Annotated in this window: 20 protein-coding genes; 4 read left to right on the top strand and 16 right to left on the bottom strand. The window is 60.0% G+C overall.

The window, feature by feature from the left end:
- Window positions 1–61 precede the first annotated feature (61 nt).
- From ACODSK_RS05515 to ACODSK_RS05470, 10 genes are all read right to left on the bottom strand, one after another.
- On the bottom strand, window positions 62–1528 hold the full coding sequence (locus ACODSK_RS05515) for a hypothetical protein (protein ID WP_489014441.1): 1467 nt from the start codon (window positions 1526–1528) through the stop codon (window positions 62–64).
- An 84-nt stretch (window positions 1529–1612) separates the two neighbouring features.
- Window positions 1613–2077, bottom strand: a complete 465-nt coding sequence (locus ACODSK_RS05510; protein WP_489014439.1) for a tail fiber assembly protein — start codon at window positions 2075–2077, stop codon at window positions 1613–1615.
- The gene (locus ACODSK_RS05505) at window positions 2077–4278 is read right to left on the bottom strand and encodes a phage tail protein (protein ID WP_489014438.1); all 2202 of its coding nucleotides are present in this window, start codon (window positions 4276–4278) and stop codon (window positions 2077–2079) included. Before ACODSK_RS05505 ends, ACODSK_RS05510 begins: the two co-directional genes overlap by 1 nt.
- A complete protein-coding gene (locus ACODSK_RS05500; protein ID WP_489014436.1) occupies window positions 4275–4880 on the bottom strand; it encodes a phage tail protein I in 606 nt (201 codons plus the stop codon). The genes ACODSK_RS05505 and ACODSK_RS05500 overlap by 4 nt, the downstream gene beginning before the upstream one ends.
- Window position 4881: 1 nt before the next feature.
- Window positions 4882–5763 carry a baseplate assembly protein gene (locus ACODSK_RS05495; RefSeq protein WP_489014435.1) on the bottom strand — a complete coding sequence of 294 codons (882 nt, stop codon included), beginning with the start codon at window positions 5761–5763 and terminating at the stop codon, window positions 4882–4884.
- Window positions 5760–6086 (bottom strand): GPW/gp25 family protein, encoded by a 327-nt coding sequence (locus tag ACODSK_RS05490; RefSeq protein ID WP_489014434.1) that lies wholly within the window; start codon window positions 6084–6086, stop codon window positions 5760–5762. Before ACODSK_RS05490 ends, ACODSK_RS05495 begins: the two co-directional genes overlap by 4 nt.
- 97 nt (window positions 6087–6183) lie before the next feature.
- A complete protein-coding gene (locus tag ACODSK_RS05485; protein WP_489014432.1) occupies window positions 6184–6744 on the bottom strand; it encodes a phage baseplate assembly protein V in 561 nt (186 codons plus the stop codon).
- Window positions 6741–7247 carry a hypothetical protein gene (locus ACODSK_RS05480; protein WP_489014430.1) on the bottom strand — a complete coding sequence of 169 codons (507 nt, stop codon included), beginning with the start codon at window positions 7245–7247 and terminating at the stop codon, window positions 6741–6743. Before ACODSK_RS05480 ends, ACODSK_RS05485 begins: the two co-directional genes overlap by 4 nt.
- Window positions 7244–7579 (bottom strand): phage holin family protein, encoded by a 336-nt coding sequence (locus tag ACODSK_RS05475; protein WP_489014429.1) that lies wholly within the window; start codon window positions 7577–7579, stop codon window positions 7244–7246. Before ACODSK_RS05475 ends, ACODSK_RS05480 begins: the two co-directional genes overlap by 4 nt.
- Before the next feature lie 475 nt (window positions 7580–8054).
- Window positions 8055–8783, bottom strand: a complete 729-nt coding sequence (locus ACODSK_RS05470) for a LexA family transcriptional regulator (protein WP_489014632.1) — start codon at window positions 8781–8783, stop codon at window positions 8055–8057.
- Between the two features lie 173 nt (window positions 8784–8956).
- Between ACODSK_RS05470 and ACODSK_RS05465 the strand changes: the two genes are divergently transcribed.
- From ACODSK_RS05465 to fdxA, 4 genes are all read left to right on the top strand, one after another.
- The gene (locus ACODSK_RS05465; protein ID WP_489014428.1) at window positions 8957–9823 is read left to right on the top strand and encodes a 3-hydroxyacyl-CoA dehydrogenase family protein; all 867 of its coding nucleotides are present in this window, start codon (window positions 8957–8959) and stop codon (window positions 9821–9823) included.
- Between the two features lie 41 nt (window positions 9824–9864).
- Window positions 9865–10635 (top strand): acyltransferase, encoded by a 771-nt coding sequence (locus tag ACODSK_RS05460; RefSeq protein WP_489014426.1) that lies wholly within the window; start codon window positions 9865–9867, stop codon window positions 10633–10635.
- A 197-nt stretch (window positions 10636–10832) separates the two neighbouring features.
- Complete coding sequence (gene mutS, locus ACODSK_RS05455) at window positions 10833–13409, top strand: DNA mismatch repair protein MutS (RefSeq protein WP_489014424.1); 2577 nt, start codon at window positions 10833–10835, stop codon at window positions 13407–13409.
- A gap of 140 nt (window positions 13410–13549) precedes the next feature.
- Window positions 13550–13873, top strand: coding sequence for a ferredoxin FdxA (gene fdxA / locus ACODSK_RS05450; protein WP_095154054.1), 324 nt, complete (start codon window positions 13550–13552; stop codon window positions 13871–13873).
- Window positions 13874–14362: 489 nt separating this feature from the next.
- On the opposite strand, the gene rpoS is transcribed toward fdxA, so the two are convergent.
- The 6 genes from rpoS to ispF all read right to left on the bottom strand — a co-directional run bounded on the left by rpoS (window position 14363) and on the right by ispF (window position 19467).
- Window positions 14363–15370 (bottom strand): RNA polymerase sigma factor RpoS, encoded by a 1008-nt coding sequence (gene rpoS, locus ACODSK_RS05445; RefSeq protein WP_489014423.1) that lies wholly within the window; start codon window positions 15368–15370, stop codon window positions 14363–14365.
- A 105-nt stretch (window positions 15371–15475) separates the two neighbouring features.
- Window positions 15476–16336: a peptidoglycan DD-metalloendopeptidase family protein gene (locus ACODSK_RS05440; RefSeq protein WP_489014421.1), complete on the bottom strand. Its 861-nt coding sequence runs from the start codon at window positions 16334–16336 to the stop codon at window positions 15476–15478.
- Between the two features lie 188 nt (window positions 16337–16524).
- Entirely contained in the window at window positions 16525–17163 is a 639-nt protein-coding gene (locus tag ACODSK_RS05435; RefSeq protein WP_009395221.1) for a protein-L-isoaspartate(D-aspartate) O-methyltransferase, read from the bottom strand.
- A gap of 38 nt (window positions 17164–17201) precedes the next feature.
- Complete coding sequence (surE, locus tag ACODSK_RS05430; protein ID WP_489014419.1) at window positions 17202–17951, bottom strand: 5'/3'-nucleotidase SurE; 750 nt, start codon at window positions 17949–17951, stop codon at window positions 17202–17204.
- A complete protein-coding gene (gene truD, locus ACODSK_RS05425) occupies window positions 17939–18997 on the bottom strand; it encodes a tRNA pseudouridine(13) synthase TruD (RefSeq protein ID WP_489014418.1) in 1059 nt (352 codons plus the stop codon). Before truD ends, surE begins: the two co-directional genes overlap by 13 nt.
- Window positions 18994–19467 carry a 2-C-methyl-D-erythritol 2,4-cyclodiphosphate synthase gene (gene ispF / locus ACODSK_RS05420; RefSeq protein ID WP_075806195.1) on the bottom strand — a complete coding sequence of 158 codons (474 nt, stop codon included), beginning with the start codon at window positions 19465–19467 and terminating at the stop codon, window positions 18994–18996. Before ispF ends, truD begins: the two co-directional genes overlap by 4 nt.
- Window positions 19468–19498: the final 31 nt, after the last annotated feature.

Below are 19498 nucleotides of genomic sequence, written 5' to 3'. Positions count from 1 at the left end.
TCGGGATGGGTCCGCCAGGATGAGGCGGGTGTTCAGAACAGCAGTAATTGCACTGCGCTGTTCAACGCCGGGCAGACAGGGTGATGCGGTCCTTGCCGCCCCCCGTTGCGGCGAATGCTGCGCCAGCATTGGCAAACTTGAACGAGACGGTATCTCCGGCAGAGAGATCGCCAAGCACGAAGTTGCCGTTGCAGTAATGGGTGTTGGCTCCTGCCTGGTCGAAAAGCGCGCCATTGATGTAAACCTCGAGCGACGAGGCCGGCGACGGCTGGCCACAGTTGAACGAGAGCGTGGCGACCACGCCTTTGAGTCCCCCCACCGGCACCGTGAAAACGCCAGTCGAAAGGTCGTAGCAGGAATAGAAATGCGCGTTCTCCGGTCTTGCCGGCACGCTGTTGAAAACCAGGTCCGATACGCCGGGCTGGAAGGTGGCCCCGGCCAGGTAGCTCGCTTCGAAGATCTGCTGGTAAGGGAAGATCGCAATCCCACCCGAAAAGCCTGCCAGCCCTCGCGTCCAGTTGCTGTCGAAGGCCAGCGGATCGATCCAGTACTCCACCGGCCCCTGCCAGGACGCCAGCTTCGCGTTGGTCACGTTGCCCCGATAGAAGTTGTTCGTGGCATCGACCACCACCCGGCCGCTGAAGTCCGCCGCGCCCTGGAAAGAGATACCGGGGTAGGTGTGGTAGCCCCGGCAGCCAGACATCCTCAGGCCACCAGTGCCCGGTTTTACCGATGGAACCGAGCGCGGGTTGTAGGCAAGGAACATGACACTGGCATTCTCTACGGAGACTCCCTGAAGCACGATGTCGCCGTAGAGGTTGTAGGTACTGGTCGCGGCAATCGGACAACACAGGAATCCAAACCCCGAGCTGATGGCGGGCATGGGGCACTCCCCGGAGTTGATGACCAGCGTCGCACCATGAACCGTCGCGAGCACATGGGCTTTTTCTGCCAGTGCCCCAACCCCGGCGCTGACCAGCTGATAGCTGGCAACCTCGATTACCGTCTGCGCACCGATCGCCACGATTGGTTGCGGCACGTTGTAGGTGTAGCCGTTGTGGACGACGATTTCCGATAGCAGATTGTCCGGTGCAGAGAAGTCGCCGAACTGCCAGCCGACCACGGCATTGACCACGTTGAAACCCAGCGAGTGCAGCGAGCAGGTACCACTGCCAGTTGCCCAGACCTTGATTGCGCACTGGATGTTTTCCCGAGACTGCCCGTCAACGTGCAGGCCGGGCCGGGCCACGATGGAGGTGCAGTTCTTGATCTCGAGCACGCAGGTTGCCGTGGAACTGATGCTGCGCAGGCCACCGCTACCCTCGATCACCAAACCATTCTGGTTCTCGATGGTCAGGGCGCCATCGATTGCGTAGGTCTTGTTCAGGATCAGCGGAATGCGCTTGCTCATCGCCTCGTTGAGCGCCAGGCGAACCTTGTCCAGGTCGTCGGTTACGGCATCACCGGCAGCACCGAAGTCGTCCGGTGAAACACCGATGTAAGTGGTCACTTCATTTGTATTAGTCATGAAAACTCCAACGAACAGCTTCGGCCTACGAAACCATTCGATTCTTCAGGGAGAGAAACGACACCACACGCGTGATGCGAGGTTTCAAGCGAGATGTTCGGAGAGCCAGACAGGCCGTTGCGGACGCTGCTCGCTGGCCGGGAAGAGACTGGATTGCGGCCAGTCGCGCAGAGCCTGGAAGTAGGTCAGCAGTTCGCTGAAATGCTCGTTGCTCAGCGTCGTATCGAGCTGGATTTCCTGCTGGTCGCGATGACGTTCGCGCAGCCAGAGCCAGCGTTCGAGTTCTGCGTCGCGCCAACTGCGCTCTGCAGCTTGCAGGTCGGCCTCGGAGAGCGTCGGCTCGACGAATTCCGAACACGGCTCCCCGGCCTCGAGCATGTCGAGGATCTGGGCATGGATAACCGGGGTCTCTTGAGCCGTGGCGTGGAACGGATAACCGTTGCAGTCGACGATAAAGGTGCCGTCGGCCTTGCGCTGGATATCCTTGATGAGCGCAAGTGGCGGATTGGCTTTTTGGGGATCCATTTCTTGTTCCATTGCTGCACTCATCATTGGACCCTCCAGGCAAACCCATGGCATTGCCCGTTGTTTATCGTAGCCCCGCCAGCGGCCATGCCTGCGGCGCCACTAAGTGCTGCCCCATAGGTGTTGTAGTTCATGAGGTAATAGGCCCAGGTCCCGCCTGACGGCAGAACAGTGGCACCACTAGGAGTAGATATCGATATCCACCGCTCTGCCGATGGCTTGAGGAACGTTGCTTCCGTATGACAGGAGTACCCATTGGATGTCACGTTGCCCGCATCAAGGGCGGCGTACTGGGTGGCGTGGTTGCGCAGGTAAAGGGTGTTCTGCCCACCCTGGAAGGAGAGCTTCACGTTGCTGGTGTCAGTACCCAGTGCTGCGGTGACCCAACCCGTGGGGGATGCCGGGTTATGGAGAATGAAGCCCGACTGGGTATTGGTCTGATTGGGATTACTGATCATCAGCAGTCCGGAGACTGTACCGCCGCTTTTGTCGAGTTTCGTCGAAACGCTGGTGTTGACCTCGGCAATGGCGGCGTTTACCTCGCCCTTGGTATAGGCATCCTGGATGCCATAGCCGCCCAGGGTAGTCGCCTTGGTGGCCTTGGCGTCGATACGGCCTTGCACGGAATAGGCAAAATTGCCATCGCCACCAATGGCGAGCGCCAGTTTCTGCAGTGTATCCAGGCCTGAGCCGACCCCTCCACGCAACGCCGTTATGGTGCTGTCTATCGTGGCATTGGTCTGCGCCCGGGTATATGCATCGGTAATGCCATACCCGGCGAGTGTCGTCGCCTTGTCCGCTTTTCCAGTGATTTCCACATCGCCAGCGAGCAGCATGTTCTTGCCATTCCACGCCGGATGCCCGGTGGCATTCATTCCCAGCGAACCTGACGCAGCACCCGCCCAATGGAACAGAATCCGCGGCGCATAAGCGAAACTCGTATTGGACGCTCCCACCAGCTGTGCTTCGCGAATTTCCAGGGCTGCGCCTGTGCCAGCGTTCTCGTCTCCCCCCACGCTGTTCGAATACAGCGATGGACGTTGACTACTCGGTTGATCGACACGAAGTCCGTTGGTGATTCCATATCCCTCGAGAGTGGTGGCCTTAGCCGCCTTCCCCGCCAACGCGTTGGTCATGGTCGATGCAAAGTTGGGATCGTTGCCAAGCGCAGCGGCCAACTCATTGAGTGTGTCCAGGGCAGCAGGCGATGAGCCCACCAGCGCCGCAATGGCATCCTTCACGAACTTGGTATTCGCAGCCTGGTTGCTCGCATTGCCGGCCACAACATCAGGAACCCGTACAGTACCGGTGAAGGTCGGACTGGCCAGGTCGGCTTTCAGCTCGGGTGTGAAGTTGCCGCTGTGCCAGAGATTGCGCCACGTTCCCTGCCCGTTGTCGTCAAGCTTGCGCACGCCGTACCACTCACCCACCACGGCCGAGAGCATCTCGAAAGCATAACGACTGCCCTGAGGCCAGTGGACATGAAACCCTGCTCCATAGTTGAACGCGGCGGGCTTGTCAGGCGTATTCGGAGTGACGGCAATGAATTGCGTGCTCCGCAGGTCCGAGAGCGCGCCTTCGATAAGCGGTGCGCCGGTCATCAGCCCGCCAGCTTCCTTGGGCATCGCATCGGTGATGCCGTAGCCAGCCAAGGTAGTCGGGTTGTACCCCTGTTGAACGACACCGCGATTGTTGATGCGAACCTGCGTGTAGGTACCAGCCGCCTTGTTCGGCGGCAATACGTTCAGGATCAGGGAGTCGGCATACTCGCGCGTGGCCAGGACCACGGCGGGGTCGATCTTCAACTGCACATTCGCCGAACTGGTGACGATGATGTTCAAGCGCACCACCTGGGTCTTGCCGGTGCCCTGGGAGAGCAGCGGCTTGAAGCTAGGCGCACAGTTGGCCACCGCCACCAGATCACCGGCAGCGTCATACAGGCCGATCTCGCGGATCCACCAGCCGCCGACGTCAGGCGGAATCACCTGCTCGGCAACGATGATGCTGGGATTGTTCGGGTCTACCGAGATCTGGTTCAACGGGGCACGACGGCGCTCGTTGATCAGTTTGGTCTGGGTGCTCACCGGCACGGGGTCGGTGTTGTTCGCGTCGCCTACACCCATCTGGGCGAAGGTCCAGGGTACGCCCAAGGCGTTCGCGTTGGCCTGCTTGGCCTCCCCCACCGCAGTGAGGATCGCGAAGAACTGGCTGTTCTGGTCAGTCATGAGTAAACGTCCAGGGTTTCGATTTGATGGTCACGGCCGATGAAGCCGTGGTTGCCGCTGACCTCGATCACACGTGAGGTCGGCGGATGAATGTCGATGTAGTCGCCTTCACTGACACTGAAAACAGTGCGCAGGTAACCCTTGCTGTCGAGGGTGATGGCAATGCCGGTGAGGTGTCGGCTGACGGGCTTCGCATCGTCGATCAGGGCCGTCATCTGCTCGTAGGTTTCTTCGCTGATACCTTTGTCGGAAATCCCGATCTTCAGCGCGAAGGTCCCGGGCACACCTTGCGGCGAGGTGGTGAACCACTCAGCGACCTCGATCAGGTAACCGAAGGGCTCGACCACTTGCCGCAGGGCACTGATGGTCCCCTTGCGGGCGTGCACGCCGAACGAGCTACGGATCACCGCGCGCTTAACCTCTTCCGGCCAGCTCTCGTTCCAACGGTCCACCGACCAGGCCAGCGCCAGGTGATGGAGCAGGTGCGTGGGACAGGTGTCAGGGTTGTACAACGTGCGCAACGGAATCTCGAGCATGTTCGCGGATGCGGTTTCGATGCCCCGTTCCAGCAAAGTACTGCTGTGCGGCAAGAGACTAGCCATATCAGTCTCCTGCGCTCACGCTGAACTCATGGCACCAGGCGGCCTGGCCTTTGCTCGGACGCAGGTCCTGCCAGTCGATCAGCTCGACCCGACCGACACCGCTGATATGCAATTGCGCGTCTATCGCCGAGCGGGAGATCTCCACCCCCAAGCGCCGACGCGGATTGATCCAGTTCTGCAGACGGCGGCGGCACTCGACCAGGATCGCTTCGGTTTCCGGCCCGTTGCTCTCCATATGCAAGATTGCCTCGATGCGATAGGGCAGGATCTCTGCGCTACGTACCGTCACCCGATCAGCCACCGGGCGTACTTGGTCGTCATTGAGATAGGCCGCGACCTGCGCCAGCAACTCGGGGCTGGCAATGCCATCGTCAGCGAGGCTCAGCACCGTCACATCCACCACCGCTGGCGACGGACTTTCCGCCGTGGCATCGGCCACCTGCCCCGAGGCATTGCGGGCATGCAGGATGTAGCTGTTGCGCGGCCCCGCAGTGGTCAGCCCTTCGTAGACGAGTTCGATCCGCTCACGCAGGGCATCGTCTTCTTCCAGGACTTCCTCGGTCGGCGGCACCGTGCTCGGATCGGCGGCTCGCACCACCAAACGCTGCAGTTGCACATTGGCCGCCAGCTGGTCGAGGTCGCTGCCTTGTGCATACGCCAGCAGCAGCGCCTTGGCTGCGTCGTTGACCCGCGCCCGGTTGAGCAGGGTGCGATAGGCGCCGACTTCAAGCAGTTTGGTCACCGGATCGCTTTCCAGTTGTGCAGTCCAGCTATCGCCCATATGCGACCGGAAGGTCGCCAGGTCCGCCTGGAAGATCTCCTCGAAATCCAGGTCTTCCAGTACCTGCGGCGCGGGCAGCGCCGAAAGGCTCACGATACTCATGCCGTCACCTCCAGGATCTGGCTGTCGCCCAGGTATTGCCCGGTCAGTTGCAGGCTGATCTGCCCGTCCAACACTGCCAGTACCCGGACCCGTTCCAGTTTCAGACGCGGCTCCCAGCGCACCAGGGACCTCGCCACCTCGGCCTGTACCGCGCTTTTCCAGCCTTCGTTGACCGGCAGGTCGACGAAGCGGCGCAGCTTGCTGCCGTAATCCGGGCGCATGCGCCGGCTGCCCAACGGCGTGGTGAGGATGTCCTCGATGGACTGGCGCAGGTGGGCGAGGCCCGAGAGCGGTTGGCCTGAGCGGCGGTCCATTCCGATCATGGCGATGCTCCTTCGGCGCCGTCGGGCCCGGACTTGTTTTTCGTAAATGCCATGGCGTTCTCCTTGGCATAAGAAAGCCCGCATCGGCGGGCTGGTTTCAGTGCTTGTGATTGGGCGTGTTCCCGGCCGTATCGATGATCGCGCCGCCGCCGTGGATATCCCCCGCCACCTGCAAGGTCCCGTTGATCTGCACCGGGCCATTCAAGGTCAGGCTGCCAGAGGTCAGGGTGATCGCGTCGGGGGTTGCGGTCAGCGTGGTCGCGCCGACCTTGAGGTTGATGGTTCCGCCTGGCAGTTCAATGCTGTAGCTGCTGGCCTGCCAGTCGTAGATCAACGAGCCGCCATCGTCGAAACGCCAGACTTCGACATGCTCGCGGTTGTCCGGCGGGCCGCCGGCATTGCCATAAAGGCCGGGGACGAAAGTGCCTTGGGCGGGTTCGCCGCTGGGACTGATCAGCATGCCCTGCTCGTTAAGGCTCGGCACCCGCCAGTGTCGGGCCTTGCCGGCAGCCTGGCTGTGCCAGCGCACCCAGGCGCTGGTCCAGCCAGCACCATCGGAAACCCGTACCCTGGCCGCCGCCAGATCGACCGCCACCACCCGGCAGGGAATCAGCAGACCGGCGATCATGCGGTCATGCATCGCACTGGCATAGCTCATGCGAAGTCCTCCGGGGACTTGTAGTTACCCTCGTTACCAGACCCCGCGTCCGGGTCGAAGGCAAATACCAACGACCCCGGTGGCTGGTTCGGCCAGGGCCACTGCGCCTCGCCCAGATGCAACACCTGTTTCCAGCGCACCCGCCAGGCCGACGGCGTGCCATACAACGGTCGCGCCTTGGTAACGCGGGCCTCTTCGACGAAGTCGATCTCCCAGTACTGCTTGCGCAGCAGGCCCACCAACTGTGTCGCCAGGGTGGACGCGTTCTGTGCGGCTTGCGGGTGACTTGCATCGACATGGATGCGCGCCTCGAATGTCGCGTCGATGCACGAATGCCCGTCACCAGGATCGATACCTGGCTTCAGCCTGACGATTGAATGAAAGAGCGCCGGTAGCACGCTGCCCTCTTGCACCACTGCATGGCTGCCGACGGTTGCCAGTTGCGGCATTGCCGCGGCAATGGTGGCACTGATGGCCTGATGCAATTGATTGAGGTCGCTCATGATCTCTCCTTGCTTTCAGTGCCCAAGCCCAGGCGTTTGATCGCCCAGCGCTCGTAAAGGCCCATGGTGATATCCGCACCACCCACCGCGGTCAGGCAGCCCAGGGCACTGGCCGCCCACATGGAAAGGCCGCTGGCATACAGCAGCATCACGGTGGAGACACCGCAGACCATGCAGGCCCCCGAGCGCAATACCAACCGCCTGAGCAAGGCGCCACCCCGGGCGCCGGCCTTGTCTGCTCGCCACATCTCGCCGGAGACCCCACCTAGCAACGCCAGGACGATCACCAGCCAGATCGGCATTTCCAGCAACGTCTGTTGCTCGCTTGTCACGGTCCTGCCTCCTTTGTTTTCCCGTACAGCGACGGGCCGAACGGGGAATGGGACCGAGTTGTCACTCGGCATTCCAAAAAGCCCGGGACTTGCCTGGGCCCTTCAGTAATGCGTCGTTGAAACGCCCGCCACTACTGGTGCGCTGGACGCTTCCGCTTCGAATTGTTCCTCCGGCCGCGGCCACCTGCCCGCCGGATAACTGCTCTTGGTGCTTTACGCTGCACACCCGGGTCAGTTGCCAACCCTCTGAACAGTCGAGGCCTGTTCATCGCTGCCTTTCTCGCCGCCGGTGTCTGGCCGGCTTGGAACGAACTCTATGCATGGATGCATATACAGTCAATGCATTTTTGGAAATATTTGCATCAGTGGATTTGCACGAGCGCATGGAACCCTTGCCGGCATTGGCCTGGAGCGGTTTTGGAGAGGCGAAAAAAAAACCCGCCGAGGCGGGTTTTCATGGGTGTCGGGGTGACGATCAGCGAGCGAACATGCCCCACCAGAACACATGACCAAGGATGGCAATCTGTTCTTCCTGCATCTGCTGGAAGCTGTAGTCCTCGTCAGGATGCTCGTCGCGATTGAAGCTGCGCAGGCGAATGCCAGTAGGCAGGCGATAGAGTTGTTTCACGCGCAATTGGCCGTTGTGGTTGATGGCGTAGAGGTCGCCGTCGATGATGTCGCCGATCGAGCACTTGCCCGTATTCACGCCCACCGTGGCGCCGTCGCGCAGTACCGGGAACATGCTGTTGCCACGTACCGTCACGCACTTGGCCTGGTCGAACTGCACACCGTTGTGGCGCAGGCTGCGCTTGCCGAAACGCAGGCGGGCGCGCTCGCTTTCCTCGATGACGAATCTTCCTGATCCTGCTGCCAACTCGACCTCACGAAGAAAAGGAACGGACACCTCGTCGTCCTCGACGGGGGTTTCATCGTCCCACAGGCTGATATCGCGCAACTCGTCGTGACCAGGATCGATCTCACGGTTCTCGCCCAACTCGACACGGCCACGTAACTGGTCAGTGCTCACACCGAAATATTGGGCGATCTTCGAAATGTGCTTGTCCGACGGATCGACGATTTTTTCGGCGAGAATCCGCGATAAGGTTGATTGAGGGACGCCGGTGCGCCGGTGCAGCTCCGTGGCGGAGATCCCGTGGCGATCCAGCAGTGACTTGAGAACGGAGGCTACATTGCGCTTTTGCATGGAATGCATAATGCAGGGGCGGATATAGAAATGCAATTGAACCGTGCACCAGCCACTACTCGGCACCCAGATAGGCTCCGCTTGGTCGGATTCGGCCGAGGTGCGTCCTGTATAAAAGTCGCTTTATTGACTATGATGCAGCCATTTTCAAGTCGGAAAGGGAGTTGCATACCGTGAATGGTAACGAGGGGCGCGTCTGCGTCACAGTGATCGGTACAGGTGTCATGGGCAAAGGTATCGTCCAGGTCCTGGCACAATCCGACAACGTGGGCTCCATTCGCTGGATGGGAAGGGAAACTCTCAACGTTCAGGATGCCGCGTCGTCTTTACGCAACCTCTGGAGCCAGCAGGTCAGGAAGGGGCGCCTGGATTCGACGCTGGCAAGCAATTACGCCGAAAAAATCCAGATCATCCATCGCTATGAGCAAGTTGTCGATTCGCAACTCGTGATTGAGGCAATTGCTGAAAACATGGAGGCCAAAAGAGCAATCTTCTCGGGCCTGGCTGAAGTGGCGACGCAAGACATGATTCTCGCATCCAATACTTCGTCGCTATCCATTACTGAACTCGCCTCGCTCTGTCCATATCCGGAAAACCTGCTTGGATTGCATTTTTTCAATCCTGCACCGGTCATGAGATTGACCGAAATCATTGCTGGACTCGCAACCTCTCGCAAAACCATTGATTGGGCGTTCGACTTCGCCAAATCGCTCGGCAAGGAGCCTGTGCTGGTAAACGAAGCGCCGGGTTTCATTGTCAACCGGATGCTGATCCCGATGATCAATGAAGCGATTGGCATACTTGCGGAGGGCGTAGCTTCTGCAGAAGAAATCGACAAGGCGATGAAGTTCGGTGCCAACCATCCCATTGGCCCGTTGGCACTGGCTGACCTGATCGGTAATGATGTCAACCTCTCCATCATGGAAACCCTCCATAATGAAACGGGCGACCCAAAGTATCGTGCTCATCCGCTGCTGAGAAAGATGGTCAGATCGAACAGGCTTGGTCGAAAGACAGGCCAAGGTTTTTACAAGTACTGACATCGATTATCCCCGTAACCAATAAACCAATGAAGGCAGGCATGATTCATTCAACAGCCTTAATCGACGAAAACGCAAAAATCGGCAAGGGTGTCAGCATCGGCCCCTACACCATTGTTCATGGCAACGTCGTAATCGGTGATAACACACAGATCGGCTCGCACTGCGAAATCGGTGTTCCATCTGCGCTCGCTAACGGCAAGCCCCTCGTCATTGGCGAGGAAGCGGTGATTCGTTCACACAGTGTGTTTTATGAAGGCTCGACGTTTGGCAAGAAGTTGTCCACAGGCCACCGCGTTACAGTCCGAGAAAAAACTGTCGCTGGTGAAGGACTTCAAATTGGAACGCTATCCGATATTCAGGGGCACTGCGAAATTGGCGAACATGTCAAATTTCATAGCAACGTGCATATCGGCCAGCACTCCACCATTGGTAACTACGTCTGGATTTTCCCTTACGTCGTACTGACCAATGATCCTCATCCGCCTAGCAATGTAATGCTTGGCGCGACTATTGAGGACTATGCAGTGGTTGCAACAATGTCTGTCGTACTCCCTGGCGTTACCGTCAAATCTGGCGCGCTCGTCGGTGCTCACAGCTCAGTTGGAAAAGATGTTGCCGCCAACACTGTGGTAGTGGGAAATCCCGCGAAGTTCATTTGTGACACCAGCAAGATCAAGCTCAAAGATGGTTCAGGCCAGAGCGCCTACCCTTGGAGAAGGCATTTCCATCGTAACTATCCGGAAGCGATGGTCGCCTCCTGGATTGCCGAATTCAACGAAAGCTCGGCATCCGATACCGAGCAGCGTTGATACCGACTTCAACGGTCTGGAGACCTTCAGGCCGTTGTTCTCTGCGATACTTGCCGCAATCGAATACTGGCACGCTTCATCCTCTCCTCGTCGGAAAACACCGCTTACATCTGTCCAGTCCTACCTCAGCAGCGCTGAAAAAATCCCTGTAGTATTAGGCGCTTAACACCACCATAGACACCGCTCCCAGGCCTTTAATGTCCGACCTCTCCGCACACACCCCGATGATGCAGCAATACTGGAAGCTGAAGAACCAGCATCCGGACCAGCTGATGTTCTACCGCATGGGCGACTTCTACGAAATCTTCTACGAAGATGCGAAAAAAGCCGCGAAACTGCTGGATATCACCCTGACCGCACGCGGTCAGTCGGCGGGCCAGTCGATTCCTATGTGCGGTATCCCCTTCCACTCGCTTGAAGGCTATCTGGCCAAGCTGGTGAAACTGGGCGAATCGGTGGTGATCTGCGAACAGATCGGCGACCCGGCCACCAGCAAAGGCCCGGTCGAGCGCCAGGTGGTGCGTATCATCACGCCCGGCACTATCAGTGACGAGGCGCTGCTGGACGAGCGTCGCGACAACCTGATCGCGGCGGTACTCGGCGACGAGCGCCTGTTCGGCCTGGCCGTGCTGGATATCACCAGCGGCAACTTCACCGTGCAGGAACTCAAGGGCTGGGAAAACCTGCTGGCCGAGCTGGAGCGGACCAATCCGGTCGAGCTGCTGATTCCGGATGATTGGCCCCAGGGCCTGCCCGCCGAGAAGCGCCGTGGCTCTCGCCGTCGTGCACCATGGGACTTCGATCCCGATTCGGCGCGCAAAAGCCTGTGCCAGCAGTTCGCGACCCAGGACCTTAAGGGCTTCGGCTGCGACAAGCTGACCCTGGCCATCGGCGCCGCGGGCTGCCTGCTGGGCTACGCCAAGGAAACCCAGCGTACTGCCCTGCCCCACCTGCGCAGCCTCAAGCACGAACGCCTGGACGATACGGTCATCCTCGATGGCGCCAGCCGCCGCAACCTTGAACTGGACGTAAACCTGGCCGGTGGCCGCGACAACACCCTGCAATCGGTGATCGATCGCTGCCAGACCGCCATGGGCAGCCGCTTGCTGACCCGCTGGCTGAACCGCCCTCTGCGCGACCTGAAAGTCCTGCAGGCACGTCAGGGCTCGATTCGCTGTCTGCTCGACAACTACCGTTTCGAGCGGCTTCAGCCGCAACTGAAGGACATCGGCGATATCGAGCGGATCCTCGCCCGTATCGGCTTGCGCAATGCGCGTCCCCGCGACCTGGCGCGACTGCGTGATGCGCTGGGAGCCCTGCCAGAACTGCAGAACGCCATGGCCGAGCTGGAGGCGCCGCATCTGGCGCGCCTGGCCGCCATCGCGGGCACTTACCCGGAACTGGCCGACCTGCTGGACAAGGCCATCATCGACAACCCGCCAGCGGTGATCCGCGATGGCGGCGTATTGAAGACCGGCTACGACGCCGAACTGGACGAGTTGCTGTCGATCAGCGAGAACGCAGGACAGTTCCTGATCGATCTGGAGGCCCGGGAAAAGGCCCGTACCGGCCTGGCCAACCTCAAGGTCGGCTACAACCGCGTCCACGGCTACTTTATCGAGCTGCCGAGCAAGCAGGCCGAACAGGCCCCGGTCGATTACATCCGCCGCCAGACACTAAAGGGTGCCGAACGCTTCATCACTCCCGAACTGAAAACCTTCGAGGACAAGGCACTCTCGGCCAAGAGCCGCGCCCTGGCCCGGGAGAAGATGCTCTACGACGCACTGCTGGAAACCCTGATCAGCCATCTGGCGCCACTGCAGGACACCGCCGCCGCGCTGTCCGAACTGGATGTGCTGAGCAACATGGCCGAGCGCGCCCTGACCCTCGACCTGAACTGCCCGACCTTCGTCGACGAGCCGTGCATGCAGATCGACCAGGGCCGTCATCCGGTAGTCGAGCAGGTCCTGACCAGCCCGTTCGTGGCCAACGACCTGGCGCTGGATGACAGCACCCGCATGCTGATCATCACCGGCCCGAACATGGGCGGTAAATCTACCTACATGCGTCAGACCGCACTGATCGTGCTGCTGGCCCATATCGGCAGCTATGTGCCGGCAGCCGCCTGCAAACTGTCGCTGGTGGACCGCATCTTCACCCGTATCGGCTCCAGCGATGACCTGGCTGGCGGCCGCTCCACCTTCATGGTGGAAATGAGCGAAACCGCGAATATCCTGCACAACGCCACCGACCGCAGCCTGGTGCTGATGGACGAAGTGGGCCGTGGCACCAGTACCTTCGACGGCCTGTCGCTGGCCTGGGCCGCCGCCGAACGTCTGGCTCAATTGCGCGCCTACACCCTTTTCGCCACCCACTACTTCGAGCTGACGGTCCTGCCGGAGAGCGAGCCGCTGGTGGCCAACGTGCACTTGAACGCCACGGAGCACAACGAACGTATCGTGTTCCTGCATCATGTCCTTCCCGGCCCTGCCAGCCAGAGCTATGGCCTGGCAGTGGCGCAACTGGCGGGTGTACCCACTCCGGTGATCCAGCGCGCCCGCGAGCATCTGGGTCGCCTGGAGACCTCCAGCCTGCCCCACGAGGTGCCAAAAGCCGCGACCCGTAGTCGCAGCGAGCCGGCAGTCCCGCACCAGAGCGATCTTTTCGCCAGCCTGCCGCATCCCGCCATCGACAAGATCGGCAAGCTCGATCTCGACAACATGACGCCGCGTCAAGCTATCGAAATGCTCTATGAACTGAAGACTCTGTTATAACGCGGCGCTTCACAAGCTGTTAGAATCCCGCGCGGTTTGGCGGAGCGTCGAGTTATTAGCCTGGCTCGCCGCGAACCTACCGAACCGAGCGGCCCTGACTGGAAGGGCACCGCTGCCGTCGCCTGAGGAGAGAATTAGAAATGACCTTCGTCGTCACCGACAACTGCATCAAGTGCAAGTACACCGACTGCGTAGAAGTCTGTCCGGTGGACTGCTTCTACGAAGGCCCGAACTTCCTGGTCATTCACCCGGATGAGTGCATCGACTGTGCGCTGTGCGAGCCTGAATGCCCTGCCCAAGCCATCTTCTCGGAAGATGAAGTACCTGATGACATGCAGGAATTCATCGAGCTGAACGCCGAGCTGGCGGAAATCTGGCCGAACATCACTGAAAAGAAAGACGCGCTGGCGGAAGCCGAAGAGTTCGACGGCGTCAAAGGCAAGATCAAGGATCTGGAGCGCTGAGTCCCGGACTCGCTCCCAGTTCACAAAAAAAGGCCCTGATGGGCCTTTTTTCATTTTCACCGGGCAAAAAAAAGGGGCGGTTTGACCCGCCCACATTTTTTCCGTAGTCCCTGTATTCCCTATCATCATCCTGATGAATCGCATCCTGCGATGTCCTTGGTCGTCATCCTGACAACCTGTGTCAGTCCGTAGACACAGGACAAATATTAACGCGTACGACGTTCGTCGCAACTGGCAATGGCTCTCAAAAAAAGACACGTGGGTACGTGAAGCTCAAAATAAAATCATTTAATTTCAATAGCTTATAAAAATTTCCAGTGAAAAATCGGGCAAGATTTACCCGTATTTACTGCAATCACTTACAGGCCGCGTAAGCGATTACTTACACCAAAAGACTCAGTGCTGACAGAAGCGGCCTATGTCCTAAGACAGAAACAAAAACGCCCCGAACCTGTCGGGGCGTTTCAGTTGCAAGGCTGAAGGTTTTTATTATTGGAACAGCGACTCGCTGGACAAGCCGTTCTTCTCCAGGATCTCGCGCAGACGCTTGAGCCCTTCGACCTGGATCTGCCGCACTCGCTCCCGGGTCAGGCCAATCTCCAGCCCAACGTCTTCCAGGGTGCTGCTCTCATGGCCACGCAGGCCAAAGCGGCGAATGACCACTTCACGTTGCTTGTCGGTGAGCTCGCTGAGCCATTGATCGATGCTCTGGGACAGGTCATCGTCCTGCAGCAGCTCACAGGGATCGGTTGGTCGGTCATCCGTCAGGGTATCGAGCAGCGTCTTGTCCGAATCAGGCCCGAGGGACACATCTACGGAAGACACCCGCTCGTTGAGGCCGAGCATGCGCTTGACTTCGGCAACGGGCTTTTCCAGCAGATTGGCGATTTCTTCGGGGGACGGTTCGTGATCGAGCTTCTGCGTCAGTTCGCGAGCAGCGCGCAAATAGACGTTCAGTTCCTTGACCACATGGATAGGCAGGCGAATGGTGCGGGTCTGGTTCATGATCGCCCGCTCAATCGTCTGCCGGATCCACCAGGTCGCATAAGTGGAGAAACGGAAGCCTCGCTCGGGGTCGAATTTCTCGACCGCACGGATCAGCCCCAGATTTCCCTCTTCGATCAGGTCGAGCAGCGAAAGCCCCCGATTGACATAGCGGCGGGCAATCTTGACCACCAGGCGCAGGTTGCTCTCGATCATCCGCTTGCGACCCGCGGGATCGCCACTTTGCGACAGGCGCGCAAAATGAACTTCCTCTTCGGGCGTCAGCAGGGGGGAGAAACCGATTTCATTGAGATAAAGCTGAGTAGCATCAAGTGCTCGGGTGTAATCGATGTACTTGTGCTGTTTCAGCGAAGAGCCTTGTCTGGCCCTGGTCCGAACCGATGTTACAGCAGGTTCGTCTGACACCACATCCGTTTCCAAAACGATGCCGGTCTCCATGAGAAGAACCTCATCGTCGATGTCAAACTCCGGCGCTTCTTTGCTGAGAGCCATTGTTATAGTCCTTTGCTGAGTTCGAACTCAGACTCGAGCGCACCTTGTCCATGGCGTCGCTAGAGCCTGTCCCCATTACGCTTAGGAACAGGCCGGAACCAACAATCAACGGTTTGGCAGGAACTGCAATGGGTCTACCGGTTTACCCAGGCGGCGAATTTCAAAGTGAAGCTTCACACGATCGGTGCCCGTGGACCCCATTTCGGCAATTGTCTGCCCTACCTTGACTTGCTGTCCCTCCCGAACCAAAAGCCTACGGTTATGACCGTAGGCACTCACGTAGGTTTCGTTGTGCTTGATGATTACGAGTTCACCGTAGCCCCGTAAACCACTACCGGCGTACACCACCGAACCATCAGCGGCAGCAAAAACAGGCTGTCCCAAATCCCCGGCGATATCAATGCCTTTATTCAAACTACCGTTTGAAGCGAATTTTCCAATCAGCACACCGTTCGCCGGCCACGCCCAACCGCCGCTGGAGCGCTCTGCGGCGGGAACCTGGGTGGGGGCCGTGGAGGGAGTGACCACGGGCGTGGTGACTGCCGTGCTGGTACTTTTCGGCGGCGGTGGCGTGCCAGCAGGACGCCGGGTAACGGTGGTCTTGCTCGATGGCGAAGTGGAAGTCACGACACGGGAAGAACCGGAAGAAGGCTCATCGAAGCGAATCGCCTGACCTGGGCGAATGGTATAGGGCTGTTCGATACCATTGCGCGCAGCCAGGGACTTGTAGTCCCAGCCATAACGGAAGGCGATGGAGAACAGCGTGTCACCCGGACGCACTACATATTGACCTGACGTCACTGTGGGACGCTTGGGCGCCGCGTTGTTGCGGTCAACCACCCGGGCGCTGCTGGAAGAGGAAGATGTGCTGGAGCAACCCGTCACCAACATGCCGAAGGCAAGTGCAACCACCAGTAGTCTGATGCTTGATAGACCCATACGCTGCCGAATGACTGTTTGACTCACCCGCCGCTCCCTTAATCCGGTGATCGAGTTTGAAAATGCAATAACGTTGCAATTATAACCAGGCGCCGGTCGATTGCGCGCGCGCAACCAACGCAAAACGTGAACCGCTGCCGTGCCAGATAGAGGGCGCCCGCCTGATAGACCCAATGCCACGCCAAGAATTCGCCGACGTTGAAAATAAACCGCGGTCAGGACAGGGTGCCATTGAGTAGCGGTACAAAGCGTACGGTACCCAGCACTCGCCGGGAGAAACCGTGCTCTTCACGGACGATCAACAGAAGCTGCTGAACCTCGCCAACGTTGCCCACCGGAATCACCATGCGCCCACCCGGCGCCAACTGATCCAGCAGTGCCTGGGGCACTTCCGGCGCAACCGCGGTCACGATGATGCCGTTGTAGGGAGCCAGTGCCGGCCAACCCTCGCTGCCATCCCCCCAGCGAAATACCACATTGCGCAGGTTGAGCTCGGTCAGTCGCTCCTTGGCGCGGTCCTGCAACACCTTGATCCGCTCCACGGAAAACACTCGCTCCACCAGTTGCGCCAGCACGGCGGTCTGGTAGCCCGAGCCGGTACCGATCTCCATGACCTTGTCCAGCGGCCCGGCCTCGAGCAGCACTTCGCTCATGTGCGCAACCATGAACGGCTGCGAGATGGTCTGGTTATGACCGATCGGCAAGGCGGTATCTTCATAGGCACGATGGGCCAGTGCTTCATCGACGAACAAATGCCTCGGGGTGCGACGCAGTACATCCAGTACCCGCGGATTCGACACACCTTCCTCGCACAGGCGCTGGATCAGCCGCTCGCGGGTGCGCTGGGAAGTCATACCGATACCCCGGCGCATCATATCGTCCTGATCGCGCATCAGAGCACGCCCTCCAGCCAGCCATTCAGGTGTTCGAAGGCGTCGTTGAAGGTCCGGTCCAGTTGCAGCGGCGTGATCGATACGTAGCCTTGCATGACCGCATGGAAATCGGTGCCCGGCCCGCCGTCCTCGACGTCGCCGGCAACTGCGATCCAGTAGCCTTCCTTGCCCCGTGGATTGACGTCCTTGATCGGTGCGGCCGCCCGCGCGCGGTGGCCCAGCCGGGTCAGCTGGATACCGCGAATGTGATCCAGCGGCAGGTTGGGGATGTTGACGTTGAGCACGGTGCGCGGTGGCAGTTGCAGCCGCGTATGCGCTTCGACCAGCTTGCGCGCGACGTAGGCGGCCGTCGGCAGGTTGTCGGGCAAGCGCGAAAGCAGCGAGAAGGCGAACGAGGTGTTGCCCAGGAAACGCCCTTCCAGCGCTGCGGCCACGGTGCCCGAATAGAGCACGTCATCACCGAGGTTGGCGCCCAGGTTGATCCCCGACACCACCATGTCCGGCGTTTGCTCCAGCAGGCCGTTGAGACCGAGGTGCACGCAATCGGTGGGGGTGCCGTTGATGCTGATGAAGCCGTTGGGCAGGGTTTGCGGATGCAGGGGACGGTCGAGGGTCAGCGAGCTGCTGGCGCCACTCTTGTCCTGGTCCGGGGCGATCACCACGCACTCGGCATAGTCCGCCAGCGCAGCATGAAGCGCGGCGAGTCCTGGCGCGATAACGCCGTCGTCATTGGAAATCAGAATACGCATGGGCTGTCCGTCTGCCCTGCCGGGACCAGATCGAGGAGTTCGCGCACCACCACGGTAGCGAAGCATCCGGCCGGAAGGACGAATTCCAGTTGCAGGATATCAGGCTCGGGATAATGCCACGTCAGCCGGCCAATGGGCAGTCGCAGAATGCGTCGTTCCTGCTTGAGCGCGGCATTGCCGAGCCAAGTGCAGAGCGCCGCATGCGCATCGCCGACACGTTGTTCGAGTGCCCCGGAGGCGCCTTGGGTGGCTGGAAGGCCTTCCCCCCAGAGCGGGCCTGTGGGATGCAGGTCGAGGATGTCCAGGCGCGGATCGCTGCATTCCGACTCACCAGCCGGAAAGAAGCTACGGCTATCGGTAAAGGCCAACAGGTCACCGACCTGCGCCCGCTGCCAACTGCCATCGCCGACACGCTCGGCCAGCACGCGGTTGAACAGGTAGCTGCGTGCGCTGGACAGCACCCGCGAACGCAGGTTGCGCTGTTCCGGCAGGGCCTTGCGCTCGGCCCAGTGCAAGGCTTCCTCGACGTTGCCACCCTGATGACCGAAACGCTGGGTACCGAAGTAGTTCGGCACACCCTGGGCGCGCAGTTGTTCGAGACGGACGTCCAGCGCGGCGTGATCGGCCTGCAGCTGGGTGAGACGCAGGGTGAAGCCGTTGGCCGAGTGCGCGCCGCGTTGCAGCTTGCGCGAATGGCGGGTGCGTTCGAGGATGCGCAGGCTTTCATTTTCAGCGGCAGCGAAATCCGGATCGGCCTTGCCAGGAAGGTGCAGGCTGAACCACTGCCGCGTCAGCGCCTGGCGATCCTTGAGTCCGGCGTAGCTGATGGTCTTCAGCGGCACCCCGGCAGCACGCGCCAGACGCCGGGCCGCTTCCTCGGTATTCAGATCGCGCTTCTCGACCCACAACCACAGATGCTCGCCCTGCCCCGACAGCGGGATATCCAGCACTTCGTCGACCTGGAAGTCTTCCGCCACAGCCTTGAGTACCGCACTGCCCAGTGCCGGCCCGCTGGCGCGCGGACCCAGAAGTTCAAGTTCGGTCATGCTGGCAGCAGCAAGGCGACGGCATGTACCGCGATACCTTCCTCACGTCCGGTGAAACCCAGTTTCTCGGTAGTGGTGGCCTTGACATTGACCTGGTCGAGTTCGACCTGCAGGTCGGCGGCAATCAGTTCGCGCATGCGCTCGATATGCGGGGCCATCTTCGGCGCCTGGGCAACGATGGTGGCGTCGACATTACCGACCTTCCAGCCCTTGGCCTGGACGATGCCGACCACGTGGCGCAACAGCACACGGCTGTCGGCACCCTTGAATTGCGGATCGGTATCGGGGAAATGGCGACCGATGTCACCCAGCGCCGCAGCGCCGAGCAAGGCATCGCTCAGGGCGTGCAGCAGCACGTCGCCGTCGGAATGGGCCAGCAGCCCGTATTTGTGCGCGATCTGCACGCCTCCCAAGGTGATGAAATCGCCTTCGGCGAAGCGGTGCACATCGTAGCCGTGGCCAATACGCATAGAAAAACGCCCTGATTGAGTCAGGGCGTGA

The sequence above is a fragment of the Pseudomonas sp. FG98 genome, from assembly GCF_057808595.1.
This window is presented reverse-complemented; position numbering and strand designations above follow the sequence as displayed.